Below are 22,798 nucleotides of genomic sequence, written 5' to 3'. Positions count from 1 at the left end.
ATGGCCTTTCAAATATTATTAAATCTCATGATAGCGTTCGTGTGGATGTTCTTGAATAATGACTGGACGGCCTCCGGCTTCATCGTCGGGTATGTGCTGGGTATTGCAGTTCTCATGGCTATGCGGCGTTTCTTCGACGGGCGGCTGTATCTTGGCAAGGTATGGGCTATTGTGAAGCTGGCTGGCCTGCTGCTGCGGGAACTGGTTGTATCCAGTTATATCGTGGTCAAGGCGGTGCTTCGGCCGAACCTCAACATTCGACCGGCTATTCTAATGTACCACACGGAGCTGGAGTCGGATTGGGAGGTTGCTGTGCTGATTACACTGCTCTGCCTGACTCCGGGCTCCGTGGTGCTGGAAGTATCCAAAGATAACCGGACTTTATACATTCATGCGATGGATATACAGGATGTGGAACAGTTCGGCGCGAATATCCGCAATACGTTCGAACGAGCGATTCTGGAGGTGACCCGTTCATGATTCATTTTATACTCATGCTGTCGCTTTCGATCATGGTCATTTCGATTGCGATTTGTGCCTGGAGGCTGGTCAAAGGACCCTCGCTGCCTGACCGGGTCGCAGCACTCGATACAATCGGAATCAACCTGCTGGCGATGGTGGCGGTTCTCTCGATCCTGTTCAAGACTGAGGCCTTCATTGAATACATTCTGCTGATCGGCATTCTCTCTTTTATCGGAACGATGGCGCTGGCCAGATATATCGAAAGGGGAGTGGTGTTTGAACATGGAAATGATCAGGACGGCCGTTGAATTGCTGTTCGTATTGCTTATCCTGACTGGTGCACTGCTCAGTGCTGTGAGCTCTGTGGGTCTGATCCGTCTGCCGGATGTCTATTTAAGATCACATGCTGCTGCTAAAAGCGCTACGCTTGGTGTATTGTGTGTGCTCAGCGGGGCGTTTCTCTACTTTGCTTTTTTTCTCGATTACGTCAGTGCAAAGCTGCTGCTGGGGATCCTCTTTGTATTTATGACTTCCCCGTTGTCAGCCCACCTGACCGGCCGGGCGGCCTACCGCTCCGGTGTTCCGCTGTGGAACCGCCGTATCCAGGATGACCTCAAAGAGGTGCTGGAGAAGGAACGGATCAAGTCGGATTCTTCAACGTCATAGCCGTAAGGTGTAAACAGGGATGTCCTCCAGGCCATAAATGGTCTGAGGGACATCCCTGCCCTGGTTTATTGTGAAAGCTGCTGCGGAGAATTGTGATTCCGCGCAGTCCGTCTGCGGTACAGATGCAGCAGCATATAGGAAAGGATAAACGCTGCTGTGACCAGCCAGAGCGGGATTCGCGGATCGAGCTTGTATGCCCAGCCGCCGATGATGCCCGCAGGTGCAGTGAACAGCAGGATCAGCACGGACAGGGTGGAAAATACTTTGGCCCGCTTATCGTCATCGATGGCGTTCTGTACGGCCGCCTCCAGATAAGGGGAGCTGATCATCAGTCCCACGGCTGCCAGTATGGTGCTGAGTCCGATCCACAAGAGGCTGGAGGAAGGATATAACACCAGCATGGCATTGGATAGCGCAGAGAGTCCGAAGCCGGCCATCATGGAGCGGTGGGCGCTCTGGTCCGGGATTTTGGGCATAAGAAGCCATAAGGTCAGCAGCATGATTACCGAAGAGACCGCCGGAAACAGGGACAGGATACCGCTATCCATATGCAGATAATCAGCCAGATACAGTGACAGATAGGTGCTCTTCAGCGTGGCCTGAAAGTTGAACAGGATGTATACGCCGAAGATCAGCAGCAGATTGCGCTCCGCCCACAGCTCACGGAATGCGCCGCCATATTCGACCATAATTTCCCGCAGTCCAAGTTCACGTGTTTCCTGGCGTTTCCTTATTCCGGCTTCGGTTTCGCGGGTCGTTAGCTGACGGCCGACGAACTGGAAGGTCATGAACAGAAACGCGAGCACATACATCATCCGCATCCCCTGAATCATGCCGTACTGGTGTACAAGCAGACCGCCCAGCGGTGCAAACAACCCTCCGATGACACCGATAATCTGCAGCAGCGTGAAGACATACGTCCGGTCAGAGGGCCGGGTGTCTTCGACAATCAGGCAATAAAAGGCAATATGCGGGACACGCTGGAAGCCGTTAATGACCGCAGCGGCCGCAAAAAACCACAGGTTCTGTGATGCGGCCCATAACAGGGTGGCCAGGCTCCAGCTAAGCAGGTCGAAATATAAAATGGCCCGCTTGCGTCCCAGTCGGTCCGTTAAATATCCGCTGATTAATGAAGAGAATACCTGGACGATCAGTCCGATCGTGGTAATCCAGCCGATGTTCAGCTCCGTCAGTCCCAGCTCGTACATATAAAGCGTGGCATAGGTGGAGAACATGCTGTAGGGAATCAGGAAAAAAGGCTCAAAGGTTAAGCAGCCCCGGCTGTTTCCCTGCAGTCTTGGAAAGAAAGGTTGTGCCATGATGAAATCCTCCAGGGTTGTCTGTAAAGTAAGGAAAGGTCCAAACCATTAAATGATAATTACAGGACAATGTCAACAACAAAACACAGCTAAGTTGCAGTAGTGCCTGAAGTTACTGTAGACTGGTTAGAAAAGCTTTTGTGCCCGGATGAAATTAACATAAGGTGGTTAACATGTATATCCTTATCGGAATCGTATTTATTATTGTATATGCCTTAATTGTATTCTACATCGGCTGGAGCGGCTGGGGCTGGATCAAGCCGGTAGTGTCGGGCAGGTTCCGGCTATTCTATATCCTTGCGCTTGTTTTTCTGGCCAGCTCGCTGATCCTGTCCAGAGTGGTTGCAGGATCGGCGATTTTAAGTGTTATCGGCAGCTACTGGCTGGCCTTGTTCAGCTTATTGATTCTGCTGCTGCCGCTTGTTCATCTATCGGTCTGGCTAACGAAGCTGAGCAGGCTGCCGCGTCATGCCGTTCAGAAGTGGTCGGGGATTCTTACTATGCTGCTGCTGGCCGGTCTGCTTGGATTCGGGAGCTTCAACGCTTACAGTCCGGTTGTCCGTTCCTATGAACTTAAGATCGGCAAGACGGGTCCGGCGAACGGTGAACTTCATATTGTGATGGCCTCTGATATGCATTTCGGCTATTTGTCGGGTAAAGGCCATGCGCTGCGGATGGTTGAGGAGATCAATGCGCTACACCCGGATATTGTCCTGCTCCCCGGTGATATTGTAGATGATGATGTCCGGCCGTATAAGGAGAAGGGAATCGGAGCTGTTTTATCGGAGATTAAGGCTCCGCTCGGCGTGTATGCTTCTCTGGGTAATCATGACCGCTTCAAAGGCGGGACGGAGGAGATCATCAGTCTTCTGGAGGAGAGCGGGATTCAGGTTCTCTATGATGAAGCCATTGAGGTGGGAGACTGGCTGACGCTGATCGGGCGGAAGGATTACAGTGATAAGGAACGTGCGAAGCTGGAGGATCTGACCAAGAACACAGATCCTGCTAAGCCGGTGTTTATGCTGGAGCATCAACCGGTCGGTTTCGACACAGCAGAGGAGCAGGGGATTGATCTGATGGTCTCCGGTCATACCCACCGCGGACAGATTGCGCCTGCCAATATATTGACTGACAGATTGTTTGAGAATGACTGGGGATATCTGCAGAAAGGGCAGCTCCATTCCATAGTATCCTCCGGATATGGATTCTGGGGTCCGCCGATCCGTATCGGATCGCGGTCGGAGGTAGTATCCATTCATGTGAATTTTAATCATTCAGAGCGATAGTACAAGAAGGGTCCATCCGGATATTCGGATGGGCCTTTCTTGTTATAAGCAGCTCACTCTTGAGACGCAGCTCCTTTGCTGCTCAATATTTCCTTGTAGAGTTCTATAGCCAGCGCCCGTGACCGCTTAAGATCAACAATGGCATCAGCGCGGGGCAGGTGGATGGCCTGGTCTGACAGTTCTGACAGCTCAGGCATCCAGGTGCGGATATAGCTGCCGCTTGGGTCGTGGGTCTGAGACTGGGTTACCGGATTCATCACCCGGAAGTAAGGCGAGGCATCGTATCCGAGTGAAGAGCTCCACAGCCAGCCGCCGCGGTTCAAAGTATTGTCATAATCGCTAAGCTTCAGCCGGAAGTAGCGCTCCCCGTAAATAAACGGGCAGCCGAGATTCTTGGTCAGGAACATCGCAGTAATCATCCGCAGCCGGTTTGGCATCCAGCCGGTTTCATTCAGCTGGCGCATAGCTGCATCGATGACCGGAATACCGGTCTTACCGCTGGACCATGCCTCGAAATTACATGTCCCCAGAGCAGACAGATCATACACATTCTCGTAGTTGAAATAATCAGGTTCCAGCCGCGCCTGATACAGAAAGAAATCCCTCCAGGCCACCTGTCTGAGCCATTCTTCCCCGAAGTGCCCGTTCTCCGTAAGCCGGCTATAGACCGTCCGGACAGAAATCGCCCCTGTATTAATATGCCTGCTGAGCCGGCTTGTCCCTTCCTGCGAATAGTTATCACGGTGTGCCGCATAATGCTGCAGCTCCGTTTGCAGGAAATCCTCAAGCAGATGACGGGGACTCATCGTCTGCGCAGGCTGGGCAAGCGCTGTGAGCTGCCGGGTAATCTCTCCGGGAATCCGGAAGGTGTCAGTTATTTGCGGATGAATGTCCACGGTTTGCAGTTCCTGCAGACCCGCAGAGTAGGGAGGCCGGAAGCGTTCCGAGAGAAAACTGCGCCAGCGGCGGTAAAAGGGGGTGAATACCTTAAAGGGCTCACTCCGCCCGCACCAATCCATGAAATCTTCCAGGTCACAGAGCATGCTGTCATGATGGGTGTGAAACCGGAGGCTCAGCGCATGGGCCGTGTCACGCAGAAGCCTGTCTCTTTTCAGAGCATAGGGGGTATAGTCGGCATGGATCCTAACCTCATGAATCGGGTGAACCCCGGCCAGACTCCTTAAGATAGCATCCGGCTCCCCGTAAAGAATATGGAGAAGCTTACCTTGACGTTCATATTCCTGCTGCAGGGTGGATACATGCTGGAGGAAATTCAGGCCGCTATGCTCAAGATAACGTTCATTCCGTAATAAAAATGGCTCCAGAATCAATACATGCAGGGAGTTTTCCTGCGCAGAGCAGATGGCATCAAAAGCTGGAAGATCATCTGTCCGCAGATCCTTCCGGTGAATGAACAGAATCATAGCTGTAATTCCTTTGGTTCATACAACCGGGTTAAGGCCTGCATATGCTGATCGTTCATGGGAGCTACTCTCGAAAAATAAGGCAGCTGCCATTTCTGCGCAGCAGAAGCCTGCTTATTAGTCACGGTATCCCAGTCCGGATACACGCGCATTGCCATTTTTCCTGGTGCATCCTTGTCCGCCAGCACCCCTTGCATTCTCAGCACGTCTTTGGGAAAGACGAACTGTCCACTCTCCCCGCTGAAGGGATGGAAGGTGTGGATTACCAATATATCGGGAGCGTTCATATAGGCAAAAGCCCGGTTTTTCCGCTCCGCATCCTTTTCCCAGAAGACGACAAACTGCCCTGTCTTCGTTGGGGTGATTTTTGCAACACGGAACCGAACGGACAGAGTATTCAGCTGGAACCACCCTGCGCCGTATTCGGCATTCTGAGGTTCTTCCCGCACTGAATCAACAGTGAAGCGGGCAGGTGCATAAAACGCATCAGTTATATAAGCTAACGTATTATAAAAGTTATTCATGAGATGCCTTCTTCCTGAGTGGTTATAATGCTGTCTTCAATTAAGATAATACCAGTCCATCCGGCATAAATGTAAGCTGTCTGTAATGTTATGCAGGATGATATTTGTTAGAATGGGGGAACTGCAGGAATTTACCCGACTAAAGGAGAGGTTTAATTGTCAAGAAAAGAATTTACCGTTATGTTCTCAATACTATTGCTATTATCCGGCAGTATCACGGCATTTGCTGCCGGGAAAGGCAGCGGAGGAGCAGTGGGAGTAACCCCATCAGGGATTCTGCTGACCCGTTTGGAAGCTTTTGCCGGACAATTTCCTGACCAGGCTGAAATATGATGATCCCATAACGATGCTTCATCTGATGAACCACAATGCCGGATTCGAGGAGTATATGTTCGACATGGCTTATCAGTCCCCTGAGGAAGTACGCTCTTTGGAAGAGGGGCTGCAGCAGGCCCAGCCGGCACAGATTTACAGACCGGGTGAGGTTGTAGCTTACTCTAACTGCGGCAACTCACTGGCTGCCTATATTGTGGAGAGAATCAGCGGCCAGCCTTATCATGAATACGTTCATCAGCATATTTTTGATCCCCTCGGGATGAAGGATTCGATTGCCTATTCTATTGTAGAGGACCGTCCGGAGCTGCTGGAGCATAAAGCTAAAGGTTATTTCTTCGAGGGAGAAGGGAGTTTTACGCAAGGATCATGGAATTATATGTCCATGTACCCTAACGGAGGCAATAACGGCACTGCAGAAGATCTGGCTAAGTTTGCGATGGCATTCATGCCTGCAGCCGGAGAAGCATCCCCTCTGTTCGAGAAGCCGGAGACACTGGGCACGATGCTGACTCAGAGTTATACCTCAGCTGAAGGAATGCCGGGTATTGCCCATGGGTTCTGGGAATATCCCGGAATGAAGCGTACGCTTGGACATGGCGGAAATACGATTGCATTTGCCACCAATCTGCAGATTGTGCCCGAAGACCGGTTCGCGATTATAATTATGACCAATCAGGCCAGCGAATCCAATATTGTACATGGTCTGACCAAAGCAATACTGGGCACGCGTGAGCAGGCAGATGCCGGTGATCTGCCGGATTCGTCAGAGGTTCAAGGCGAATTCATGGCTGCGCGGCGCCCCGGACACGGCTTCATGAATCTATTCCCCTATCTAACGCTGATGAAGCTTGAGCCACAGGGGGAAGATCAACTCCGGGTATCACTTGCCGGGATGACTGGAAGCTATAAGCAGGTTCAGCCCTATCTCTATGAGAAAGTGAGCGGAGACTCGGCGCTGGATGCCTGGCCAATGCTGCATGCCACGGTCAGTGAGGGTAAGGTGGAGGCCATCTCGGTATATACGACAGATTATTTGCCGCTGCCTGCAGGCAAATCAATGCCGGTGCTGCTCTTGAGTGCCGTGCTTGCGGCACTGGTCATCCTCTATTTCGTTATCGCCCCGTTTGTCTTGCTGATACAGGCAATATTGAACAAGCGAAGAGCCGGAACACGCCCTGCACCACGTGCCGTCAGCCGCATGCTGGCAGCTGGCCTCACTTTGACAGGCACCGGCATTGTGTTGAACAACCTGATTCTGGCCTTGAGGATGCTAAGCAACAATGAACGTGCCTACGCAGAAGTGTATCCGCAGATTTTGGTTAACTATGGTCTGACTGGACTGGCGGTGTTGTTCTTGGCCGCGCTGCTGCTATCCTGGAGGAAGAACCGCTCTGCTTCAACAGCCCGTGGCAAGTGGTCAGCTATTCTTCCTATAGTCATGATGGTTGTTCAGGTGGGGTTGCTTGTATTCTGGCAGTTCTACAGTTAATAGCGCAACCAATTACAGACGATTGAAATACATGTTGAAAAAGCCCAGCCTTAATGATCCTTTTCCCTATACTGATTACCAATATATGATAATTGAAGAATACATCGCCAAGGGACGCATGCTCACCGGCGATGTATTTTTTGCGTTCCGAAGAGAGTGCGGTGTAAATGCGACTTTATGCTCAGCTTGTTGTTGTCTGTCTATTCCACCGGCAGTATAGGACAACTGCTGCAATATCCATGATCCGCTCTGAGCTGGTAGGCCAGACAGCAGGTTGCCTTAATAGATATCAAGTGATGAGGGGGGCTTGGGTCCGTTCGGAATCTGGCTAGAATGCGGAACGGATTACTGCGAAGTCCGAAGTCCTCCGGCTTCAGCGCCCAGGTCACAGCCTTGAATTGTTCGGTGATCTGAGCGCGGCGGATCTCACTTGCTGCATCCTGGGCTTCCTCTTCCATGAAGGTATACAACTGACTGTACACCTGCTTCCACAGCATCACTGCTCCGGTCTGTGAAGCCTCGGCAAGCGCAGCAATAATCGGTCTGACATCATTTTTGTAGAACATTCCAAGCTCGTCTATGAATTCATTTCCCTTACCCGTCCGATCATAGACACCCTCCCGCAGATTATGGATAGGGAAGGCGAATTCGGGGTATCCCTCCGTGCGGAGGAGCTGCACAGACATATTGCTCCCGCACAAATCATAAGCCATCGGGTGTCCAGCCGTTAGCAGTACAGCTTTGGCTCCGCAGATTCCGGCGATCCAGCTGCAAAAGATGGCCGCCGCGAGTCGTTTGTTCGCCGTTCCAAGCATAGAAGCATAAGTGCTGAGCAGATGCTCTGCTGCAGCAGGCTGGCATAATTCAGTAAGTGATATAGTAATCACTGCATTCTCTACGGCTTCAGGAAAGATGAAGAAACGTTCTGCCCACTGCATGTTTCCAGTTTCGCACATCCTGAAATCCCCTTTATTTCGAGTTGCCTCCGAAGGCCTCTAGAACCGCATCAATCGCATAGCGGTTCGCCAGCGGAGACATGCCCAGGTTAAACCAATCCTTGCCCGCCATCATGTACACCTGATTATTCTTGACTGCCTTCATGTTCTTCCACAGAGGGCTGTTCAGCATATCCTCATAGGTTTGCTGCACCTCCGGGCTGTCCTCATTATTCAATTGCAGAATGAGGTGGTCGGGGTTGTACTCCGGTAACTTCTCCAGGGATATGGAAAGTGACGGATCTTTATCAGGGAAGTTTGGAATCATCTCCAGTCCCATGATGGTATGAATAAACTTGCCGCGATCGATCTGATCCCCATAGAGAACGAAGCTGTTAGGCATAACCATCATATACATCACGGTTTCGTTGCCAACCAGGGCATCTAACTTCAGTTTGGCTTCGTCTTCCTGGACCTCGAGCTCCTGAATGACTTTCTCTGCAAGTTCCTTCTTGTCCAGCACCTCGGCGATATCCTTCAGTTCATCACGCCAGTCCTCACGTTCGGGCAGCAGAACCGTCGGTGCGATCCCGGATAACTGGTCAAAGTCTTTGCCTGACCACCATGCGGGAGCAAGGATGAGATCTGGATCGGAGGCCAATATCATTTCAAAATTCGGGGTTTTGGCAATGCCCATTTTCAGAGTATCCTTGAAAGGCTCTTGTAGATAGGTAGGGAACTCTTCCTGGTAATTCTGAACTGCGACGGGTGTAACGCCTAAGGCTTGCAGAAACTCCGGGTAGACTACGGATAGGCCAACGACTCTAGTGGGATGGGCAGGGATCTTAATCTCTCCTTGTTCACTGTTCACTACACGATAATCCGCTTTCGCTGTAGCGTCAGCCTTGGCCTGTCCATCCTTATTTGAGCAGGCCGCCATGATCAATATCAGGACAATAGCCATACACAATGCCATACCTTGTCTCATCTGTCTCATATATTTTGTAACCTCCTGAGTATTGATACCTTCATCCTCACCTGATAGTGAGAATCAATATCACTGTTAGGAGTATAAAACAATCCTGAGTTTTCGACTATTGACGATCACGCCAATATTTTATGTCCAATTACGCCACAGAGACAGAGCCAGCTCAAGAATCAGCTCCTGTGTAAATGAGGTATACTCCGTCCAAGGGAAGGGAGGGAGAAGCTCAACACGCGAATATCCGGCTGAATCAGGATGCTTCCACGGCGCCTTATCCCGGAGCCTGGACCAGATGGCCTGCGAGCTGGCATCCTCATCTACAATCAGCAGAAGCTTGTCCGTATCCGCAGACTCCAACTCTTCCAGCGTCAAGGTCTGCCCTTCAAGCTTGCGGTTCACAACGTTCGCCGGAATAAACTGCAGATCATCGTAGAGTACTTCACCTAGGCTCCGGTTAGACATCACGGTGATTGTCTGTGCAGATATCCGGGCAATCAGCAGTCTGACACTGGCGGGTTCAAAGACGAAGTCTGCCCGTATAGATTTGGCTTTGCGCTCATACCGGTTTAGCCATGCTGCCGCCTCCTTTGACTTGCCCAGGCAATCTCCAATGAATCTTAATTGCGTCCGCCAGTCCATGGGATGACGGGGCACCAGATAAGTGGAGGCAAGCTCTCCAAGCTGCTGCTGTATAGCCGGACTTAGCGTTTGCTCCAAACCCAAGATGTAATCAGGACGGAGGGAGGCGAGCTGCTCTATTCTGCTCTCATCATCCTCGGCAAGCGGCAGCACTGCACCTGGCTCATATTTCCGGCGGTAATATTCAGTCCACGGATGGTCAGCCGGAGCAGCGAAGGGAATAATATTCAGCGTAAGCAGTGCCCCGATTAGATTGCCGTGGTAGGCAACGATCTTCAACTTGGCATTCCGCATGAAGGTGGCCGGAGCTACACCCGTAACTTGCTTGAACTTGCGCCGGAAATAAGCAATATCCTTGTAACCGACGTAAGCGGCAATATCCTTCAATTCATAATTCGTATGCGGCAGCATAAAACTTCTTGCTTGTCTGATCCGGTATTCGGTCAGGTATTCAATCGCGCTGAGACCGTATCTCTGCTTGAACAGCCGGATGAAATGTCTTGCGCTGGTGCCTGCCTCGCCAGCCAGCAGAGCGATGGAGAGATCCTCACGGTAGTGCTGCTCTATATAAGTCTTGACCCGCTCCATAACAGCGTCGATATCGCTCGGCTGCAGCTGGTCTGCATCGCTGAGCAAGCTGTACAGCAGTTCATAGAATCTGCTCTGGGCCCGCAGCCGCTCCAGGCCGTTATCACTCCGCATGGAAGCGGCGATGGCTTCACAGTGTTTGCTGTAAGTAATCGTTGAAGCAACTGCGGCTTCGCCTTCCCATGGGAAGCGACAATGAAGCTCCGGAGAGCTTGCCGGTTCATGAGGTTCATGAGGCCCAGGCAGATCACGCAGCCCAAATACATCAAAGCGCAGAATATATAATCCCAGCTCTCCTGAGCTGTCTAACTGTGCTTCGATTAGTTGCCCAGGCAGGCACACGGACAAATATCCGGGTCTGAGTTCGCTATACTTGCCGTCCACAGTGATCCAGCCCCGGCCCGAAACTGGAATCAGGAGCAGATGCGATTCAAGAAATTGCAGGCGGAGTGAACACTCTCCCGTGAGACTGCTGTTCTGCTCAATGCTGCGAAGCCTGAACCACATCTGATTAAGCTGTCCGAAGGTTCCCGCAGTAGGGATCCCGTTCTTGTCATTCATTCTTCGTACCACCTTCCGCTATCTGTCACCGTGCAGATCAATCTCCCTCAGCACCCTTGTGAGTACATGCCCCAGATGGATAAATGCCAGCCTGGAGTGACGGTAGAATGTAGGGGCTCATATGAAAAGCTTCGGTTGCTGCAGTGTATATTGGACGCAGGGAACCTCTCTGTGAGCAAGACTGTTCTGGACCGCATCCGGTGATATCGTCCCGGGTCCCGCCGCTGGAAGTCTTCCCGCAACATCCGCGATACGAGCTGGTGCAGGCGGAGTCCGCTCAAACCGGTACGCACACAAGACAACCTGCTCAGTTATTGTCCGGCAAAAAAAAGCCGCCCGGCTTCAGCAAGCAACTGAGCACGGGCGGCCCGTCATATTCTTATTCGCAAACGGTACGTTAACCGTAATCAAACGTTTGTGCTTGCATGTTCGAGAGCGGTCACGGTGTTTTTCTTTTTAGAAGACTCGGAGTCCTGGCGTTTGACGGCTTCTTCGTCCCGCACACCATTTAATTCATATTCGTTCTGGTGAAGCTCCTTGAGCATATTCCGGTAAATATGGGTCTCCTGACGGTCCAGTCCGTCGCGATTTTCTTTCATAACCCAGTTCTCGACTGTCTTCTTCAGAATTTCGCTTTTCCGTTCCAGTAATTCCGTATAACTCAAATGACTTCATCCTTTCCGGTTTGCGGTTTCAGACGCCTGATGGACCTTGTTTACCTGCGGTTAGTAAGAGTAATATCACATCCGGCGTAATGTTTACCATTATACAGGAATTACGGAACGCACCCAATGCGGTCCAGTCTTCTTCAGGCAGGGTGAGCACGGCTAAGGCCGGAACAGGAGGGCCTCAACGGACCGCTTCGCAGAAGTGCTGACAGATGCTCCGGGATGCGGACAGATGCTGCACGGAGACGAAGGAGTCTTTTTGAACAAGGCCGGCTGTTTACTTTTGTATACAATGCTTTTCAGTTGAATTATGTTGTGTACTTGTATAAATAGTGGAAATCAGACATGGATCAATTAAGAGCTTGGGTGTGAGCGTGCGAAGAGAGCTGGCAAATCTAACAGGGCGCCGTAGAAGCTGAGTCAAAGGTAATGGAGCTGCTGCAGTTTGACGATTACCGCTTTCAGCAACTCCATCCTGGTATTAAAGATTAACTGATATGATATTAGTAAAACGGGGTCTGTGCTAACCGGAGTTCATGGGCCGTTGTCAAATTATACGAAAGTGCATTGTGGCGCAACTCCAGGTACAGCTCGGCCTTAGTGGCATTGATATAGGGCTGAACAAATAATACGCCGATGCCGAGTGCCAGCAGGCCCAGCAGAATCCAGCCAATGAAGCTCAAATCAAGCACAAACATGCTGAATTTATGACCGCGTGTCATTTGCTTGCTTAATTCTACTGCGCGGTTATACCCGATATGCGGATTGTCCGCAAGGATGTAAGGCACCTGACTGTACGCATAGGATTTTACAATGCCAGGAATGATGAGCAGCAGGAACCATAAGAAATTCAAGAAACCTCTCCAGAGCATAGTTAGAACTATAGCCCAATACCGGTCCCTGTTAAACGCATAGCCGACATTGCCCATCCGGACTTCACCCTCGGCAGATCGTTTGAAGTAGCGCAGTGAACCTACAGTAAGAGGGGAAGCGATCAGGACATAAAACGCTATTCCAATTACTACGAAGATGCCAATTATGAATAATGCGATTGCAAGAAAAGACCCTAACACGCTCCAATCTACTTCCACACCGGAGCTGGAAATTTTAGAACGTGCCGACGATCCCCAGTTCCGATTTAAGCTTGGAAGACCTGAGCCTTCTCCGAGAAAGACCAGCAGTAAACTTACTACAAAAGCCTTCCAATACGAGGTGCGGAGAACATTCTTAGCCCTTCCCTTTATTTCTTTACGATCCCACATCAAAAAACCTCTTTCCTTGTTAGCATTTTATTCTTCGTCTTACAATTGATACCATAGATTATGTCATTAGACAATCCATTAATTACTGTAACCTTTGACTGAATACAGAATTGATCTTTTTTTATTATTTTAGCCAGCTAAAAGTGTCACACTAAGTATAGATACAAGCAAACGCGGCAAAGTATGCCCCGTCTCCTAACCTATTCGGAAGAAGGCGGGGTTTTGTGCGTTTAGAAGCAAATTACATTGCAGAGTGAGGGATGGACAATGGGCTTTAAGGAAGAACATGAGCATTGGCTGGCCGGACATTTTCAGGGACTACACCCGGAATATGAAGTTAAGGATTGGCGTGGCAGATCCTATTTTGTCGATGTATTATGGGAGGTAGGAGTCTGGCGTATTGCATTTGAGATTATGGACTTTGGCTCACATGGCACGGACCGGAGCAAATACCGGATGGACCTGAACCGCGGGCTTTTCCTACAGTCACAGGATTGCATGCTGCTCTTTATATCACTGGATGAGCTGAAAGAGAATCCGTCGTTCATCCTCTCCGCGCTGCGGAGTATTCTGTTTCCATATTTGTCGGCAGAAAGGTCTGTACATAGCAGCGCTAAGAGAACCTATTCTAAAATTGAATGTGATTTGATGCGGTCAGCCCTCCGTCCCCATCGTGTCCTTCGCCCGGCTGAAGCTGCGAGAGAGCTGGAGCTGCATACAACGACTGTCATCAAATACTGCCGCATGCTGGTGGATAAAGGGGAATTTCACCCCGTGGCAAGAGGAGTATCTCAGCGAATTATTTATTATGAGTATATAGGTACGCCAAAGTCCAGATCTGAACTGATGAGTAATGTAACCGGCGAATGGTTATGGAAAACCAGCCATGTAAAGAGGCGGCGGGATGATGAATTGCTCCTCTAATTGGCTCTAATGTTGATTATTCGCCGGTAGCCACAGCTTTACATAACTAATCGATCGCTCCAACTTCCTGTAAAGAGTTGTACATTCGCAGCTGGCAACGTGAATGCTAGTTGGCTTCATGTTAACTTCGGAGTATAAAAAACGAGAGTTACATACAATTTACTGAGTCAAACAATGTTTCCTATACTCATACATGTTCATAAAAGTAGGATTAGCTTCAAACCATCATCGGAAATTATTAGCAAGCTAGATTTAGAGGCGCTTTAATTACCTAATATCTCCACCAGCTCTTGAAACTCTTTTTGTATAAGTTCCTCAACGGATTGTCTATTTCTCTTAAGTATTCGAGCCCGTTTTTGCTTATTTTCATTTGAAAAATAGAATTCAAAATCTATCGTACAACCTTCTTTCTCAAAATACTCAACGTTTGTCTCACTTGTAAGCGGTAGTGGACCGATCTCCTCATTAAAAAAGACACCTTTGACTTTGTAGAGATCCATAATATCTTTAAGACCCCTGTCATGTGATAAAAAGAAGGGTAAATAAAATCGCCCTTCGCCAACATTCTTCATGAAATATTCCATAACTCGCGGGACAATAAAGTCCCATGATATATTTTCAATTTTTTTTAATAAATCAGATGTTTTACCCCTCTTTTGAATTTTGCTAAATATTCTAAATCCACCAGGTTTATTGAAATATTTATGTGCCAATATCATTTCACGATCAAAGTAGGCACCTACAATCTCATTCATGTATTCAAATAACTCAGAAACTTTCTTTGCAGCATTCTTTCCACTTTTAAAGTTTATTTTCAGTATTCCAATTAGTATTAGTGTCATTTGTTTTTGGATAAAGATAAATTGATTCAGAAATTCTTTCCCGCTTTCACTGCAATACAAGTCCTCAATTAATTTATTTGCATTGTTAACTGCTTGTTCTTTGGAAATTGTGTAAATTATTCTATTAGAATCTTTAAATTCATCAATATCTATACTTTTAAAAAGCTCTAAACTAACTAAATTCGAATGTAGATCCTGATGCTCCTTTATGAAAATTTGTAAGTTGAATTCCATATGTAGTGAAGTATCCTTGTAGTTTTCTAGTAAATAGAACCAATAGTCATAATTAAATCTTTCCTTTAGCAATATAGAAATTGTGTTGAATACATTATTATTGAAATCTATAGTATCAGCATTGATAAATCTATGTATATAGCTCGCATAATTTGAATCAACCATTATTGAATAATCAAGTGGAAAGTCTACTGATTTTCCGTCGTTTATCTCTTCTAATAATTTTTCATCAACAAAAAATAGATTTTCTGAAGAAAAATAAGAAACAAAATCATGTGCATCCGACCTAGCAAGGTTACTTAGTTGATTTGGGATTATATCTTTATCATAATTCACAAGTGCTACAATTGTTTTAAATTTTCTAGAAGTAATGCCGTAGATGTTTAATGAAAATAATACATGATTAGGTTGTTCGGCCTTAGATAAAAGAAACAAAAGCTTCTCAAGTTCCAAAAAAATGTACCTCCAGTATTATAAGTCACTCAACTTTCGCACCTGAATAAATGGCTAAAAGCCTTGAGTGCGTATGAAGAATTCTGTGGATTTTCTCAAATTAACAAAAAACACCTTACTTGTTTGGAGCGTTCTCCTGATCTCTCTCGATGTGTTCAGGGAGCGATAATTAGTTAATGTCCTTTATCTGCTTGCAAATGTTTTCTCCCGCTTGAGGTTAACTCCTTGTTGGCTTAAGATACCTCTTGGACTCTGTACGAATTCTAAACCTATATGATCCCAGCACAAATAGCCCGCGTCGGACGCGGGCTCATCATATTTACTCTTCCCCAGTCGCCACCGGATTCTCCTCGTACGAAATCCAGTCACTCCAGCTCCCCGCATACAGCCGCACGTTCTTGAACCCGGCCTTCTCCAAGGCCAGTACATTCGGGCAAGCGGTTACTCCGGAGCCGCAGTAGACGATGATCTCACAGTCCTTGTCGAGACCTGCAAAGTGCTCCGCAAGCTCATCGGCGCTCTTGAAGCTGCCGTCTGCGTTCTGCGTGTCTTTCCAGAAGTAATTAACCGCGCCGGGGATATGTCCGGCCTTCTTGTCCAAGGTCTCGTTCTGGCCGTGATAGCGGTCATTCGCGCGGGAGTCGATCAAGACAGCATTTACCGTCTTCTTCGACACCTCCCGAACCTCTTCAACGTCCACCAGCATATGCGGCTGTACATTTGCCGTAAAAGTACTTGGCACCCGCACCGGCTGATGATCCGTCACCGGGTATTTCTCGGCTTTCCACTGGCTGAAGCCGCCTTCCAGGATGAATACCTGCTCGTGTCCGAGGTAGCGCAGCAGCCACCACAGCCGGGCAGCGTTCATGCCGCTCTCATCGTCATAGGCGACAATACGTGAATCGTTGCCGATTCCAAGCTTCGTGAGCCGTGCGGCCAGCACCTCAGGATCAGGCAGGGGATGACGGCCGCCATGTCCGCCAACCGGAGATGACAGATCCAGCTCCATATCCAGATAGACTGCACCCGGAATATGCTCTTCTTCATAACTATTTCTGCCGGCCTGAGGTTTGCCCAGTGTGAAGCGGCAGTCAACGATGATCTGCTCCGGCTCGTAGAGTCTGGCGAGCAGCCAGCGTTTGGTTACGGTAGCGTGCATATGTATCCCATCCTTTACTTATATTCTGTGAAGTTAATTATAACGGAAAAATAGATTTCCGCATAACCGCTGAACCTGAATCATGGCAATTTGACATAGTCTCAATCCTGATTCTACAATGGCTTGAGAACCAGTGGAGTGAACTGAAGATAATTACAGTACATATATTTACTTGGAAAGGGGCAAAAGCCTACGGATACTATTGTAAGCCAGGCCTGGCCGGAGTGGAATGGAACGTTAAGGAAGCGGAGCGGAGGCTGGAATAACACCACCTACTTCGTGGACAAGGACGCCCGCCGCGCTGTACTAAGAATCTATGATACACATCGGGACCGGAATAAAATAGAGTTCGAGCATGCCGTGCTGCAGAAGCTGGCTATACTGGATTTGCCGTTTAAAACCCCTGTTCCCATTCTTACCTCCACAGGGGAAACGATGGTTCAGCTTGAAGAGGGGGACGGAAAGCTCGCTTGCCTGTTCGGCTATATTGATGGTGAATCTCCCGCTGAACAGGATTCGGGCTTCTATGAGTCGTTCGGTGAGGCGGCCGGGACATTATCTGCTGTGCTCGCTGATGTGAAGCCGGAGATCCCTGCTGTATACAAGCCCTACTATGAGTTGGGGCGGTCATACCCGCTGTGTACCCGGGAAGCGCTTCGCGACCTGTTGTTGAACCCGCCTGAACCTCTCCAGGGTTTGCTGCCCGAACTGAAAGTGCTGGTTGAGGCTTATGAAGGTGTGGCAGACTCATTGGAGCAGCTGGAGGGATTACCCCACCAGCTGGTGCATGGCGATCTTAATGCCTCCAACCTGCTGGTGGATGCGGAGGATGCTGCGCAGGTGACGGCGCTGCTTGATTTTGAGTTCTGTACCTGGGATGTGCGGGCCATGGAGGCTGCGGTCATTCTATCCGGAATGCTGTGCCACGAAGAGGAAGAGCGGATTCTCCGTGATTTCTGGCGGGGCTTCAGCCGCAAGATCATGTTTACGGCGGAAGAATTTGCAGCGATTCCCACGCTGATCCTGCTGCGTAAGGTCGACGTCTTTCTTCATTTTGTCACCCGTTACTGGAAAGGCATTGATGAAGTGGATGTGCTGCAGGAGCAGATCGCAGTGCTCGCAGCAGAGGTGCTTCAGATGTCGGGCGGGAAGCTGTAGCTGAATTTATTCATCCGCTAGTTTACTGCCAGCCCTCCCCCGTACGGAAATTAATGATTCGCCGGGAAGCAGGAAGATACCGGATGGCGGTTATTTCTGTTTCATGAGCAAGAATCAGACTGCTCATATAGCCATTAACACGGAATCTCCCCTGATCCGTGGTGTCTACGATGAGCGTACAGCTGCCGCTGGTTTCGCAGCTTTTCCTGCTGTCCGTAATTAGGGTAGAATACTCGGCGAAGCTGCCGCTTTTCCAATAATGAACCAGGTCAAGCGTCTACTGAGGGGTTTGGAAGACAAAGGTTAGAACCAGCAGCACCGCTGCGGGCCAATTCAGGAAGCTGAAGATATAGAAGAACCGGTAGCCGCCCTTGAATTTGTCCCTAGCTCTAATTGTGATGCCGTAAAGCTTCAATGTTAATATCAGTCCGGCTATCCATAAGATGGCACATTGCACCGTTTTGGCGGTGATGAGCCCCTGCTGCACTCCAAGCCCCCAGGCTGTGACATAATAGCGGTCAGCAAACCCCAGGATAACTACGGCAAAGGCAAATCCAGCTAACAGCCAGAAGTATTTCTGGAAGAAGGTTTCCTTGATTACCCGCTTTGGATTCATTCGAACAACCAAATAGGGCACACTCCGGCTGGGCGATACCGGAGCGTGCCCTATTGGTCTTGTGGATGCTACTAGATCAGCCGGTAACCCGAAGGCAGATTTCCGCTGCTGCGGATGCTGCGGATTTGTGCCAGGGTCAGCCTTTGGTTAGTTGAGATAATCGACTCTACATCGTTGCCTGAGATATAGTCATCCAGATCACGAATACTGTGGTTCCCGCGAAGTACACGGAAGCTGCCTCTGAACCGGGTTCTGCTGAACAGGACGAGCGTAGCATTGCTGCTGGTGGAGAAGAAACGGAGACTTTCGATTCCGTCCAGGATATTGTCTGTATTACGGATACCCAGATTGCCCCTGTAAATTCTGCTTCTTCCCCGGTAGTTTTCCTCGCTGTACACGGTCAGCCGCGGATAAGTCTGTGAGATATGAACCTCTTTGTCCATGCGAACTCCTCCTCGAAGCTGGAATGGCAAATGCAGTGCGATACTGCCAGTTGCAATACTATTCTATGATTGCTTTGGAAGACTGGTATGGTTAAACCCCACGCATGAATAGCCTGTTTCAGGTGAGGATAAGGAAAAAATTCACAAACGGGCTTTACAGATTGAAATGTCTAGTGTACTATTTAACTAACACACCAATACAACAATTTAAAAGCACAGTTGAAAACAATAACAATCCCGTACTACACAAGGAGGCTGTCATGAATACATCCACTCGTAATCAAGGGCTGTCAGGCCCGGTGAAGAAAGAAACCGTATTGGAAATGCAAGGCGTCAGCAAGGTGATAAAAGGGAAGGCAATCGTAGACAACCTTAGCTTCGACATCCGCAGAGGGGAGATTATCGGACTGCTGGGTCCAAACGGGGCGGGCAAAACGACCACCATCCGCATGATGACCGGACTCATCCGTATGAGCGGAGGAGATGTCCTCATTCATGGGCACAGCATACAAAAGGATTTCAAGCGGGCCATCTCGCAGATCGGAGCGATCATCGAGAATCCGGAGTTTTATCCCCATATGACCGGTTATGACAATCTGAAGCAGTATCTGCGGATGAGCGACGGGGCCGGAGAATCGCGGATTGATGAAGTTGTGGCGCTGGTTGGACTGCAGGAAGCGATGGAGAAGAAGGTAAAAGCATATTCGCTGGGCATGCGCCAGCGTCTGGGCATCGCCCAGGCCTTGCTGCATTCGCCGAAGCTGCTCATTCTGGATGAACCGACCAACGGGCTGGACCCCGCCGGAATCCGGGAAATGCGCGATTATATGCGCACGATTGCCGAGGTGGAAGGAATTGCAATACTAATCTCCAGCCATATGCTGGCCGAGATTGAACAGATCTGCCACCGCGCAGTTGTCATTCAGAACGGGAAGCTTGTGACGGTTACGCAGATTGCTGAGGCGCCGGAAGCGCGCAGTGAAGTAGCCCTCACCATCCGGGTGGATAATACCGGGAACGCGCGTACTGTTGCCGAAGCATTGCAAGGTGTGGAGGTGACCGGGACAGATGAAGCTCACTCCGAGCTGCATGTAAGCCTGCCCGACGGGAATGTTCCGGTGCTTGTGGCTGCACTCAGTGAAGCCAAGGTTGGGGTATACCGGATTACCGAGAATAAACAGAGTCTGGAAGATGATTTCCTGAAATGGACAGGGGGGAACCGCATTGCGTAAATTTAATCAGCTCGTACTGAATGAATGGCTCAAAATCTCGAAGAAACGCAGCTTTACTGTTCCATATGCCCTTCTGGTGCTGATGGTATTTGTAATAGGTTATATTGTGCACACGGTGGCAGGGGCGGATACGTATACCTCTGCGGCGGAATTCACAGCAGACTCACTGCTGCCTACAGGAATCGGCCAGGTGCTGGTGATCCTCGTCATTGTAGGGATATCGGGGATTGTGTCCAAAGAATACAGCCAGGGGACCATCAAGTTTCTGCTGATCCGGGCCCGCAGCCGGACTGCGATACTGGCCTCTAAATATGTAACCGTACTGCTCTATTCATTGAGTATGCTGCTGATTGCAACGATCGCGCTGTTTGTCTCAGGAATGATCTTCTTTGGACTCAGCGGAGGGGACTCAGGACTCAGCGATATCCTTACCTCACTGTTGTACTCCTCCGTATACTGCATCGTGTATGCCACGCTCGGATTTATGCTCGGAATCCTGACCCGCTCAACAGGGGTAACGATCGGTGCGACTATCTTTGCCACTACCATAGATAAAATCATCATCAACCGTGATTTCTATAAATACTTCCTGTTCCCGAACCTAAATCTCGCAGCGTATAAAGATGGGGGTGCGCCGATTCCTGGAATGACGTTGAACTTCTCCATTGTGCTGCTGTGCATATATCTGGCGTTGTTCCTGTTCGCTGGATTTGCGGTCTTCAGACGCAGGGATGTTGCTTGATGGTTATCGAATTTGATAACAACCAGCCGATTTATCTTCAGATCATGAATTACATCAAAGGGGAGATCATTACAGGCAAGCTGAAGCCCGGTGACAAAATCCCCTCAGTACGTGAATTGGCGGCAGAACTGCAGATTAACCCGAATACGGTACAAAGAACCTTTCAGGAACTGGAGCGTGAGACAATCGTGGAGACCCGCCGCGGCATGGGCAGATATGTTACCGGAAGAGAAGAGACGATTCTGACCATCAAGAAGGAAATGGCACAGGATGTGCTGGACCGTTTTATCCGCGGCATGCAGGAGCTCGGCTTCCAGGGTGAAGATATTCTGGCGGCCGTAGCGGAGAATATACATCAGCGCGACCAAGAATAGGGGGATTACCAAGAGTGGATGAGTTACTTGAAGTACAGGGTGTGACCAAGAAGTTCGGCTCCAAACAAGCGCTGCGCAATGTCTCCTTTAGACTGGGCGCAGGCAGAATTACCGGACTGCTCGGCAGCAACGGCAGCGGCAAAAGTACCCTCATGAAGCTGATCGCAGGATTGGCACAGCCGGGCTCAGGCCGGATATCAGTCCTCGGTGTTCCCATTGGGGTGGAGAGCCGGAAGCTTGTATCCTTCATGCCTGATGTCCCCGTTACGGAGTCTTGGATGAATGTGGGGGATGCGCTGAAGTTCCAGCGGGATTTCTACCCGGACTTCGATCAGGCCAAAGCACATCGGATGCTCGATTTCATGAACCTCAGAGGGCAGGATAAGGTCCGGACGTTATCCAAAGGGATGAACGAACGTCTCCAGCTCACGCTTGCGCTGTCGCGCCGGGCCAGACTCTACATGCTGGATGAACCAATCGGCGGTGTCGACCCTGTAGCACGGACCAAGATTCTGAATGCGCTGATGGAGTTCTATGAGGAAGACAGCAGCATTCTGATCTCTACACACCTGGTGAACGATATCGAACGAATTTTTGACGAGGTTATTTTCTTGAAAAACGGGGAGATCGTTCTCCAGCGCGAAGTGGAAGAGCTCAGACTGGAGCGCGGGAAAAGTATAGATGAGCTGTTCAGAGAGGTGTTTGCCGAATGCTGAAGCTGCTAAAATATGATCTGAGACGCAGAAGGGAACGGATCCTTGTCTTTATTGTAATTGCTCTGCTGGTTCAGCCTGCGATTTGGATATCCAGCACTAAAGTTAATGAACAACTAGTTTCGCTGAATCTGGTTATCTACTTTATACTTGCATTGGCGCTTGTATTTATAGCTGTATTCAGTTATTTCCGGAATCTGAAGTCTTACCAGCGGCGGCTTATCCCGGTTACTGCCCTGCAGACGGTCATGTCACCGTTGCTGTTTGCGCTGCTGCTAATCTTGACGGTGATCGCTCTGGGCCTGGTGCATTTTAGCATTTACCAGCTTATCTACCCGCTAGACTTCCTGCCGGACAATATAGTGTCAGTTGGCTTAAGATGTTTACTGCAGTTTATGTGGTCAGCTGGTTTCATGATGATTATGGTCATGTTCTCTATTACTGTAGCATTAAGCTTACGGTTCAAGTGGAGAATATGGGTAGGGATTGTGATCCTCACACTTCTGCAGAATGGTATAGCCTATCTTGAAAAACTTATGTTTAACAGCTATTTCATTGGTCTGGACAATACCTTTAATTTTGAGGTTTACGAGAGTAATCTGCGGCCAGAAAGCGGAGTAACGATTAGATACCTTTCTACCAATCAATGGCCGCTTGTGCTCGAATTTGTAGTTGCCTTTATTCTGATCTATTCAATGGTTGTAATGGTGAAGAAAAGAATTGAAGTGTGATCGTGTAGGGAGCTGCCCTGAGCATATGTCCAT

At 49.3% G+C, this 22,798-nt stretch carries 25 protein-coding genes; 13 read left to right on the top strand and 12 right to left on the bottom strand.

The features are described 5' to 3' along the window. The 3 genes from MKX70_RS23660 to mnhG are packed head-to-tail and all read left to right on the top strand — an operon-like array spanning position 1 to position 1,128. Positions 1 to 480 carry a Na+/H+ antiporter subunit E gene (locus MKX70_RS23660; RefSeq protein ID WP_039306107.1) on the top strand — a complete coding sequence of 160 codons (480 nt, stop codon included), beginning with the start codon at positions 1 to 3 and terminating at the stop codon, positions 478 to 480. Beyond that, the gene (locus tag MKX70_RS23655) at positions 477 to 770 is read left to right on the top strand and encodes a Na(+)/H(+) antiporter subunit F1 (protein ID WP_340840885.1); all 294 of its coding nucleotides are present in this window, start codon (positions 477 to 479) and stop codon (positions 768 to 770) included. Before MKX70_RS23660 ends, MKX70_RS23655 begins: the two co-directional genes overlap by 4 nt. Continuing rightward, positions 745 to 1,128: a monovalent cation/H(+) antiporter subunit G gene (mnhG, locus tag MKX70_RS23650; RefSeq protein WP_340840883.1), complete on the top strand. Its 384-nt coding sequence runs from the start codon at positions 745 to 747 to the stop codon at positions 1,126 to 1,128. The genes MKX70_RS23655 and mnhG overlap by 26 nt, the downstream gene beginning before the upstream one ends. Positions 1,129 to 1,193: 65 nt before the next feature. Here mnhG and MKX70_RS23645 read toward each other — a convergent pair whose 3' ends face one another. Further along, entirely contained in the window at positions 1,194 to 2,447 is a 1,254-nt protein-coding gene (locus MKX70_RS23645) for an MFS transporter (protein ID WP_340840881.1), read from the bottom strand. Between the two features lie 173 nt (positions 2,448 to 2,620). Here MKX70_RS23645 and MKX70_RS23640 point away from each other — a divergent pair, with 173 nt between their 5' ends. Further along, positions 2,621 to 3,733, top strand: coding sequence for a metallophosphoesterase (locus MKX70_RS23640; RefSeq protein WP_340840880.1), 1,113 nt, complete (start codon positions 2,621 to 2,623; stop codon positions 3,731 to 3,733). A gap of 53 nt (positions 3,734 to 3,786) precedes the next feature. On the opposite strand, the gene MKX70_RS23635 is transcribed toward MKX70_RS23640, so the two are convergent. Further along, positions 3,787 to 5,157 (bottom strand): cryptochrome/photolyase family protein, encoded by a 1,371-nt coding sequence (locus MKX70_RS23635; RefSeq protein ID WP_340840879.1) that lies wholly within the window; start codon positions 5,155 to 5,157, stop codon positions 3,787 to 3,789. Beyond that, complete coding sequence (locus MKX70_RS23630) at positions 5,154 to 5,681, bottom strand: MepB family protein (RefSeq protein ID WP_042236063.1); 528 nt, start codon at positions 5,679 to 5,681, stop codon at positions 5,154 to 5,156. The genes MKX70_RS23635 and MKX70_RS23630 overlap by 4 nt, the downstream gene beginning before the upstream one ends. 156 nt (positions 5,682 to 5,837) lie before the next feature. Between MKX70_RS23630 and MKX70_RS23625 the strand changes: the two genes are divergently transcribed. Both MKX70_RS23625 and MKX70_RS23620 read left to right on the top strand, forming a co-directional pair. Then, positions 5,838 to 6,014: a hypothetical protein gene (locus MKX70_RS23625; protein ID WP_340840877.1), complete on the top strand. Its 177-nt coding sequence runs from the start codon at positions 5,838 to 5,840 to the stop codon at positions 6,012 to 6,014. Beyond that, a complete protein-coding gene (locus tag MKX70_RS23620; RefSeq protein ID WP_340840875.1) occupies positions 5,980 to 7,506 on the top strand; it encodes a serine hydrolase domain-containing protein in 1,527 nt (508 codons plus the stop codon). Before MKX70_RS23625 ends, MKX70_RS23620 begins: the two co-directional genes overlap by 35 nt. Before the next feature lie 200 nt (positions 7,507 to 7,706). Here MKX70_RS23620 and MKX70_RS23615 read toward each other — a convergent pair whose 3' ends face one another. From MKX70_RS23615 to MKX70_RS23595, 5 genes are all read right to left on the bottom strand, one after another. After that, positions 7,707 to 8,462 (bottom strand): (2Fe-2S)-binding protein, encoded by a 756-nt coding sequence (locus MKX70_RS23615; RefSeq protein ID WP_340840873.1) that lies wholly within the window; start codon positions 8,460 to 8,462, stop codon positions 7,707 to 7,709. Between the two features lie 13 nt (positions 8,463 to 8,475). Then, complete coding sequence (locus tag MKX70_RS23610) at positions 8,476 to 9,438, bottom strand: ABC transporter substrate-binding protein (protein WP_340840872.1); 963 nt, start codon at positions 9,436 to 9,438, stop codon at positions 8,476 to 8,478. Positions 9,439 to 9,558: 120 nt separating this feature from the next. Then, the gene (locus tag MKX70_RS23605) at positions 9,559 to 11,214 is read right to left on the bottom strand and encodes a helix-turn-helix domain-containing protein (protein WP_340840871.1); all 1,656 of its coding nucleotides are present in this window, start codon (positions 11,212 to 11,214) and stop codon (positions 9,559 to 9,561) included. Between the two features lie 407 nt (positions 11,215 to 11,621). Next, positions 11,622 to 11,879 (bottom strand): hypothetical protein, encoded by a 258-nt coding sequence (locus MKX70_RS23600; RefSeq protein WP_340840870.1) that lies wholly within the window; start codon positions 11,877 to 11,879, stop codon positions 11,622 to 11,624. A 506-nt stretch (positions 11,880 to 12,385) separates the two neighbouring features. Next, complete coding sequence (locus MKX70_RS23595; RefSeq protein WP_231637861.1) at positions 12,386 to 12,736, bottom strand: DUF975 family protein; 351 nt, start codon at positions 12,734 to 12,736, stop codon at positions 12,386 to 12,388. A 675-nt stretch (positions 12,737 to 13,411) separates the two neighbouring features. Here MKX70_RS23595 and MKX70_RS23590 point away from each other — a divergent pair. Beyond that, positions 13,412 to 14,068, top strand: a complete 657-nt coding sequence (locus tag MKX70_RS23590) for a hypothetical protein (protein ID WP_340840867.1) — start codon at positions 13,412 to 13,414, stop codon at positions 14,066 to 14,068. A gap of 263 nt (positions 14,069 to 14,331) precedes the next feature. Here the strand turns inward: MKX70_RS23590 and MKX70_RS23585 are convergent, their stop codons facing one another. Further along, the gene (locus tag MKX70_RS23585) at positions 14,332 to 15,597 is read right to left on the bottom strand and encodes a hypothetical protein (RefSeq protein ID WP_340840865.1); all 1,266 of its coding nucleotides are present in this window, start codon (positions 15,595 to 15,597) and stop codon (positions 14,332 to 14,334) included. A gap of 319 nt (positions 15,598 to 15,916) precedes the next feature. Next, positions 15,917 to 16,756 (bottom strand): sulfurtransferase, encoded by an 840-nt coding sequence (locus tag MKX70_RS23580; RefSeq protein WP_042236074.1) that lies wholly within the window; start codon positions 16,754 to 16,756, stop codon positions 15,917 to 15,919. Between the two features lie 162 nt (positions 16,757 to 16,918). Between MKX70_RS23580 and MKX70_RS23575 the strand changes: the two genes are divergently transcribed. Then, complete coding sequence (locus tag MKX70_RS23575) at positions 16,919 to 17,914, top strand: phosphotransferase enzyme family protein (RefSeq protein ID WP_340841690.1); 996 nt, start codon at positions 16,919 to 16,921, stop codon at positions 17,912 to 17,914. Positions 17,915 to 18,191: 277 nt separating this feature from the next. Here MKX70_RS23575 and MKX70_RS23570 read toward each other — a convergent pair whose 3' ends face one another. Together MKX70_RS23570 and MKX70_RS23565 are read right to left on the bottom strand one after the other, a co-directional pair. Beyond that, positions 18,192 to 18,530 (bottom strand): hypothetical protein, encoded by a 339-nt coding sequence (locus tag MKX70_RS23570; protein ID WP_340840864.1) that lies wholly within the window; start codon positions 18,528 to 18,530, stop codon positions 18,192 to 18,194. Between the two features lie 71 nt (positions 18,531 to 18,601). Beyond that, the gene (locus MKX70_RS23565) at positions 18,602 to 18,973 is read right to left on the bottom strand and encodes a hypothetical protein (RefSeq protein WP_042236079.1); all 372 of its coding nucleotides are present in this window, start codon (positions 18,971 to 18,973) and stop codon (positions 18,602 to 18,604) included. A 260-nt stretch (positions 18,974 to 19,233) separates the two neighbouring features. On the opposite strand from MKX70_RS23565, the gene MKX70_RS23560 reads away from it, so the two are divergent. Genes MKX70_RS23560 through MKX70_RS23540 form a run of 5 tightly spaced genes read left to right on the top strand, consistent with a single transcriptional unit; the run spans position 19,234 to position 22,765 of the window. After that, positions 19,234 to 20,205, top strand: coding sequence for an ABC transporter ATP-binding protein (locus tag MKX70_RS23560; RefSeq protein WP_042236081.1), 972 nt, complete (start codon positions 19,234 to 19,236; stop codon positions 20,203 to 20,205). Then, positions 20,198 to 20,947 (top strand): ABC transporter permease, encoded by a 750-nt coding sequence (locus tag MKX70_RS23555; RefSeq protein WP_340840863.1) that lies wholly within the window; start codon positions 20,198 to 20,200, stop codon positions 20,945 to 20,947. The genes MKX70_RS23560 and MKX70_RS23555 overlap by 8 nt, the downstream gene beginning before the upstream one ends. Further along, on the top strand, positions 20,947 to 21,321 hold the full coding sequence (locus MKX70_RS23550; protein ID WP_171719315.1) for a GntR family transcriptional regulator: 375 nt from the start codon (positions 20,947 to 20,949) through the stop codon (positions 21,319 to 21,321). Before MKX70_RS23555 ends, MKX70_RS23550 begins: the two co-directional genes overlap by 1 nt. A gap of 14 nt (positions 21,322 to 21,335) precedes the next feature. Beyond that, a complete protein-coding gene (locus MKX70_RS23545; RefSeq protein ID WP_042236085.1) occupies positions 21,336 to 22,037 on the top strand; it encodes an ABC transporter ATP-binding protein in 702 nt (233 codons plus the stop codon). Next, on the top strand, positions 22,031 to 22,765 hold the full coding sequence (locus tag MKX70_RS23540; protein WP_042236086.1) for a hypothetical protein: 735 nt from the start codon (positions 22,031 to 22,033) through the stop codon (positions 22,763 to 22,765). The genes MKX70_RS23545 and MKX70_RS23540 overlap by 7 nt, the downstream gene beginning before the upstream one ends. Positions 22,766 to 22,798 lie beyond the last annotated feature (33 nt).

Origin of the sequence: Paenibacillus sp. FSL R7-0312, assembly GCF_038004445.1 — a bacterium.
In the GTDB taxonomy this organism is placed as follows: domain Bacteria; phylum Bacillota; class Bacilli; order Paenibacillales; family Paenibacillaceae; genus Paenibacillus_AQ.
The sequence above is the reverse complement of the archived record's forward strand: the minus strand, read 5'-3'. Positions and strand labels throughout refer to the sequence as shown.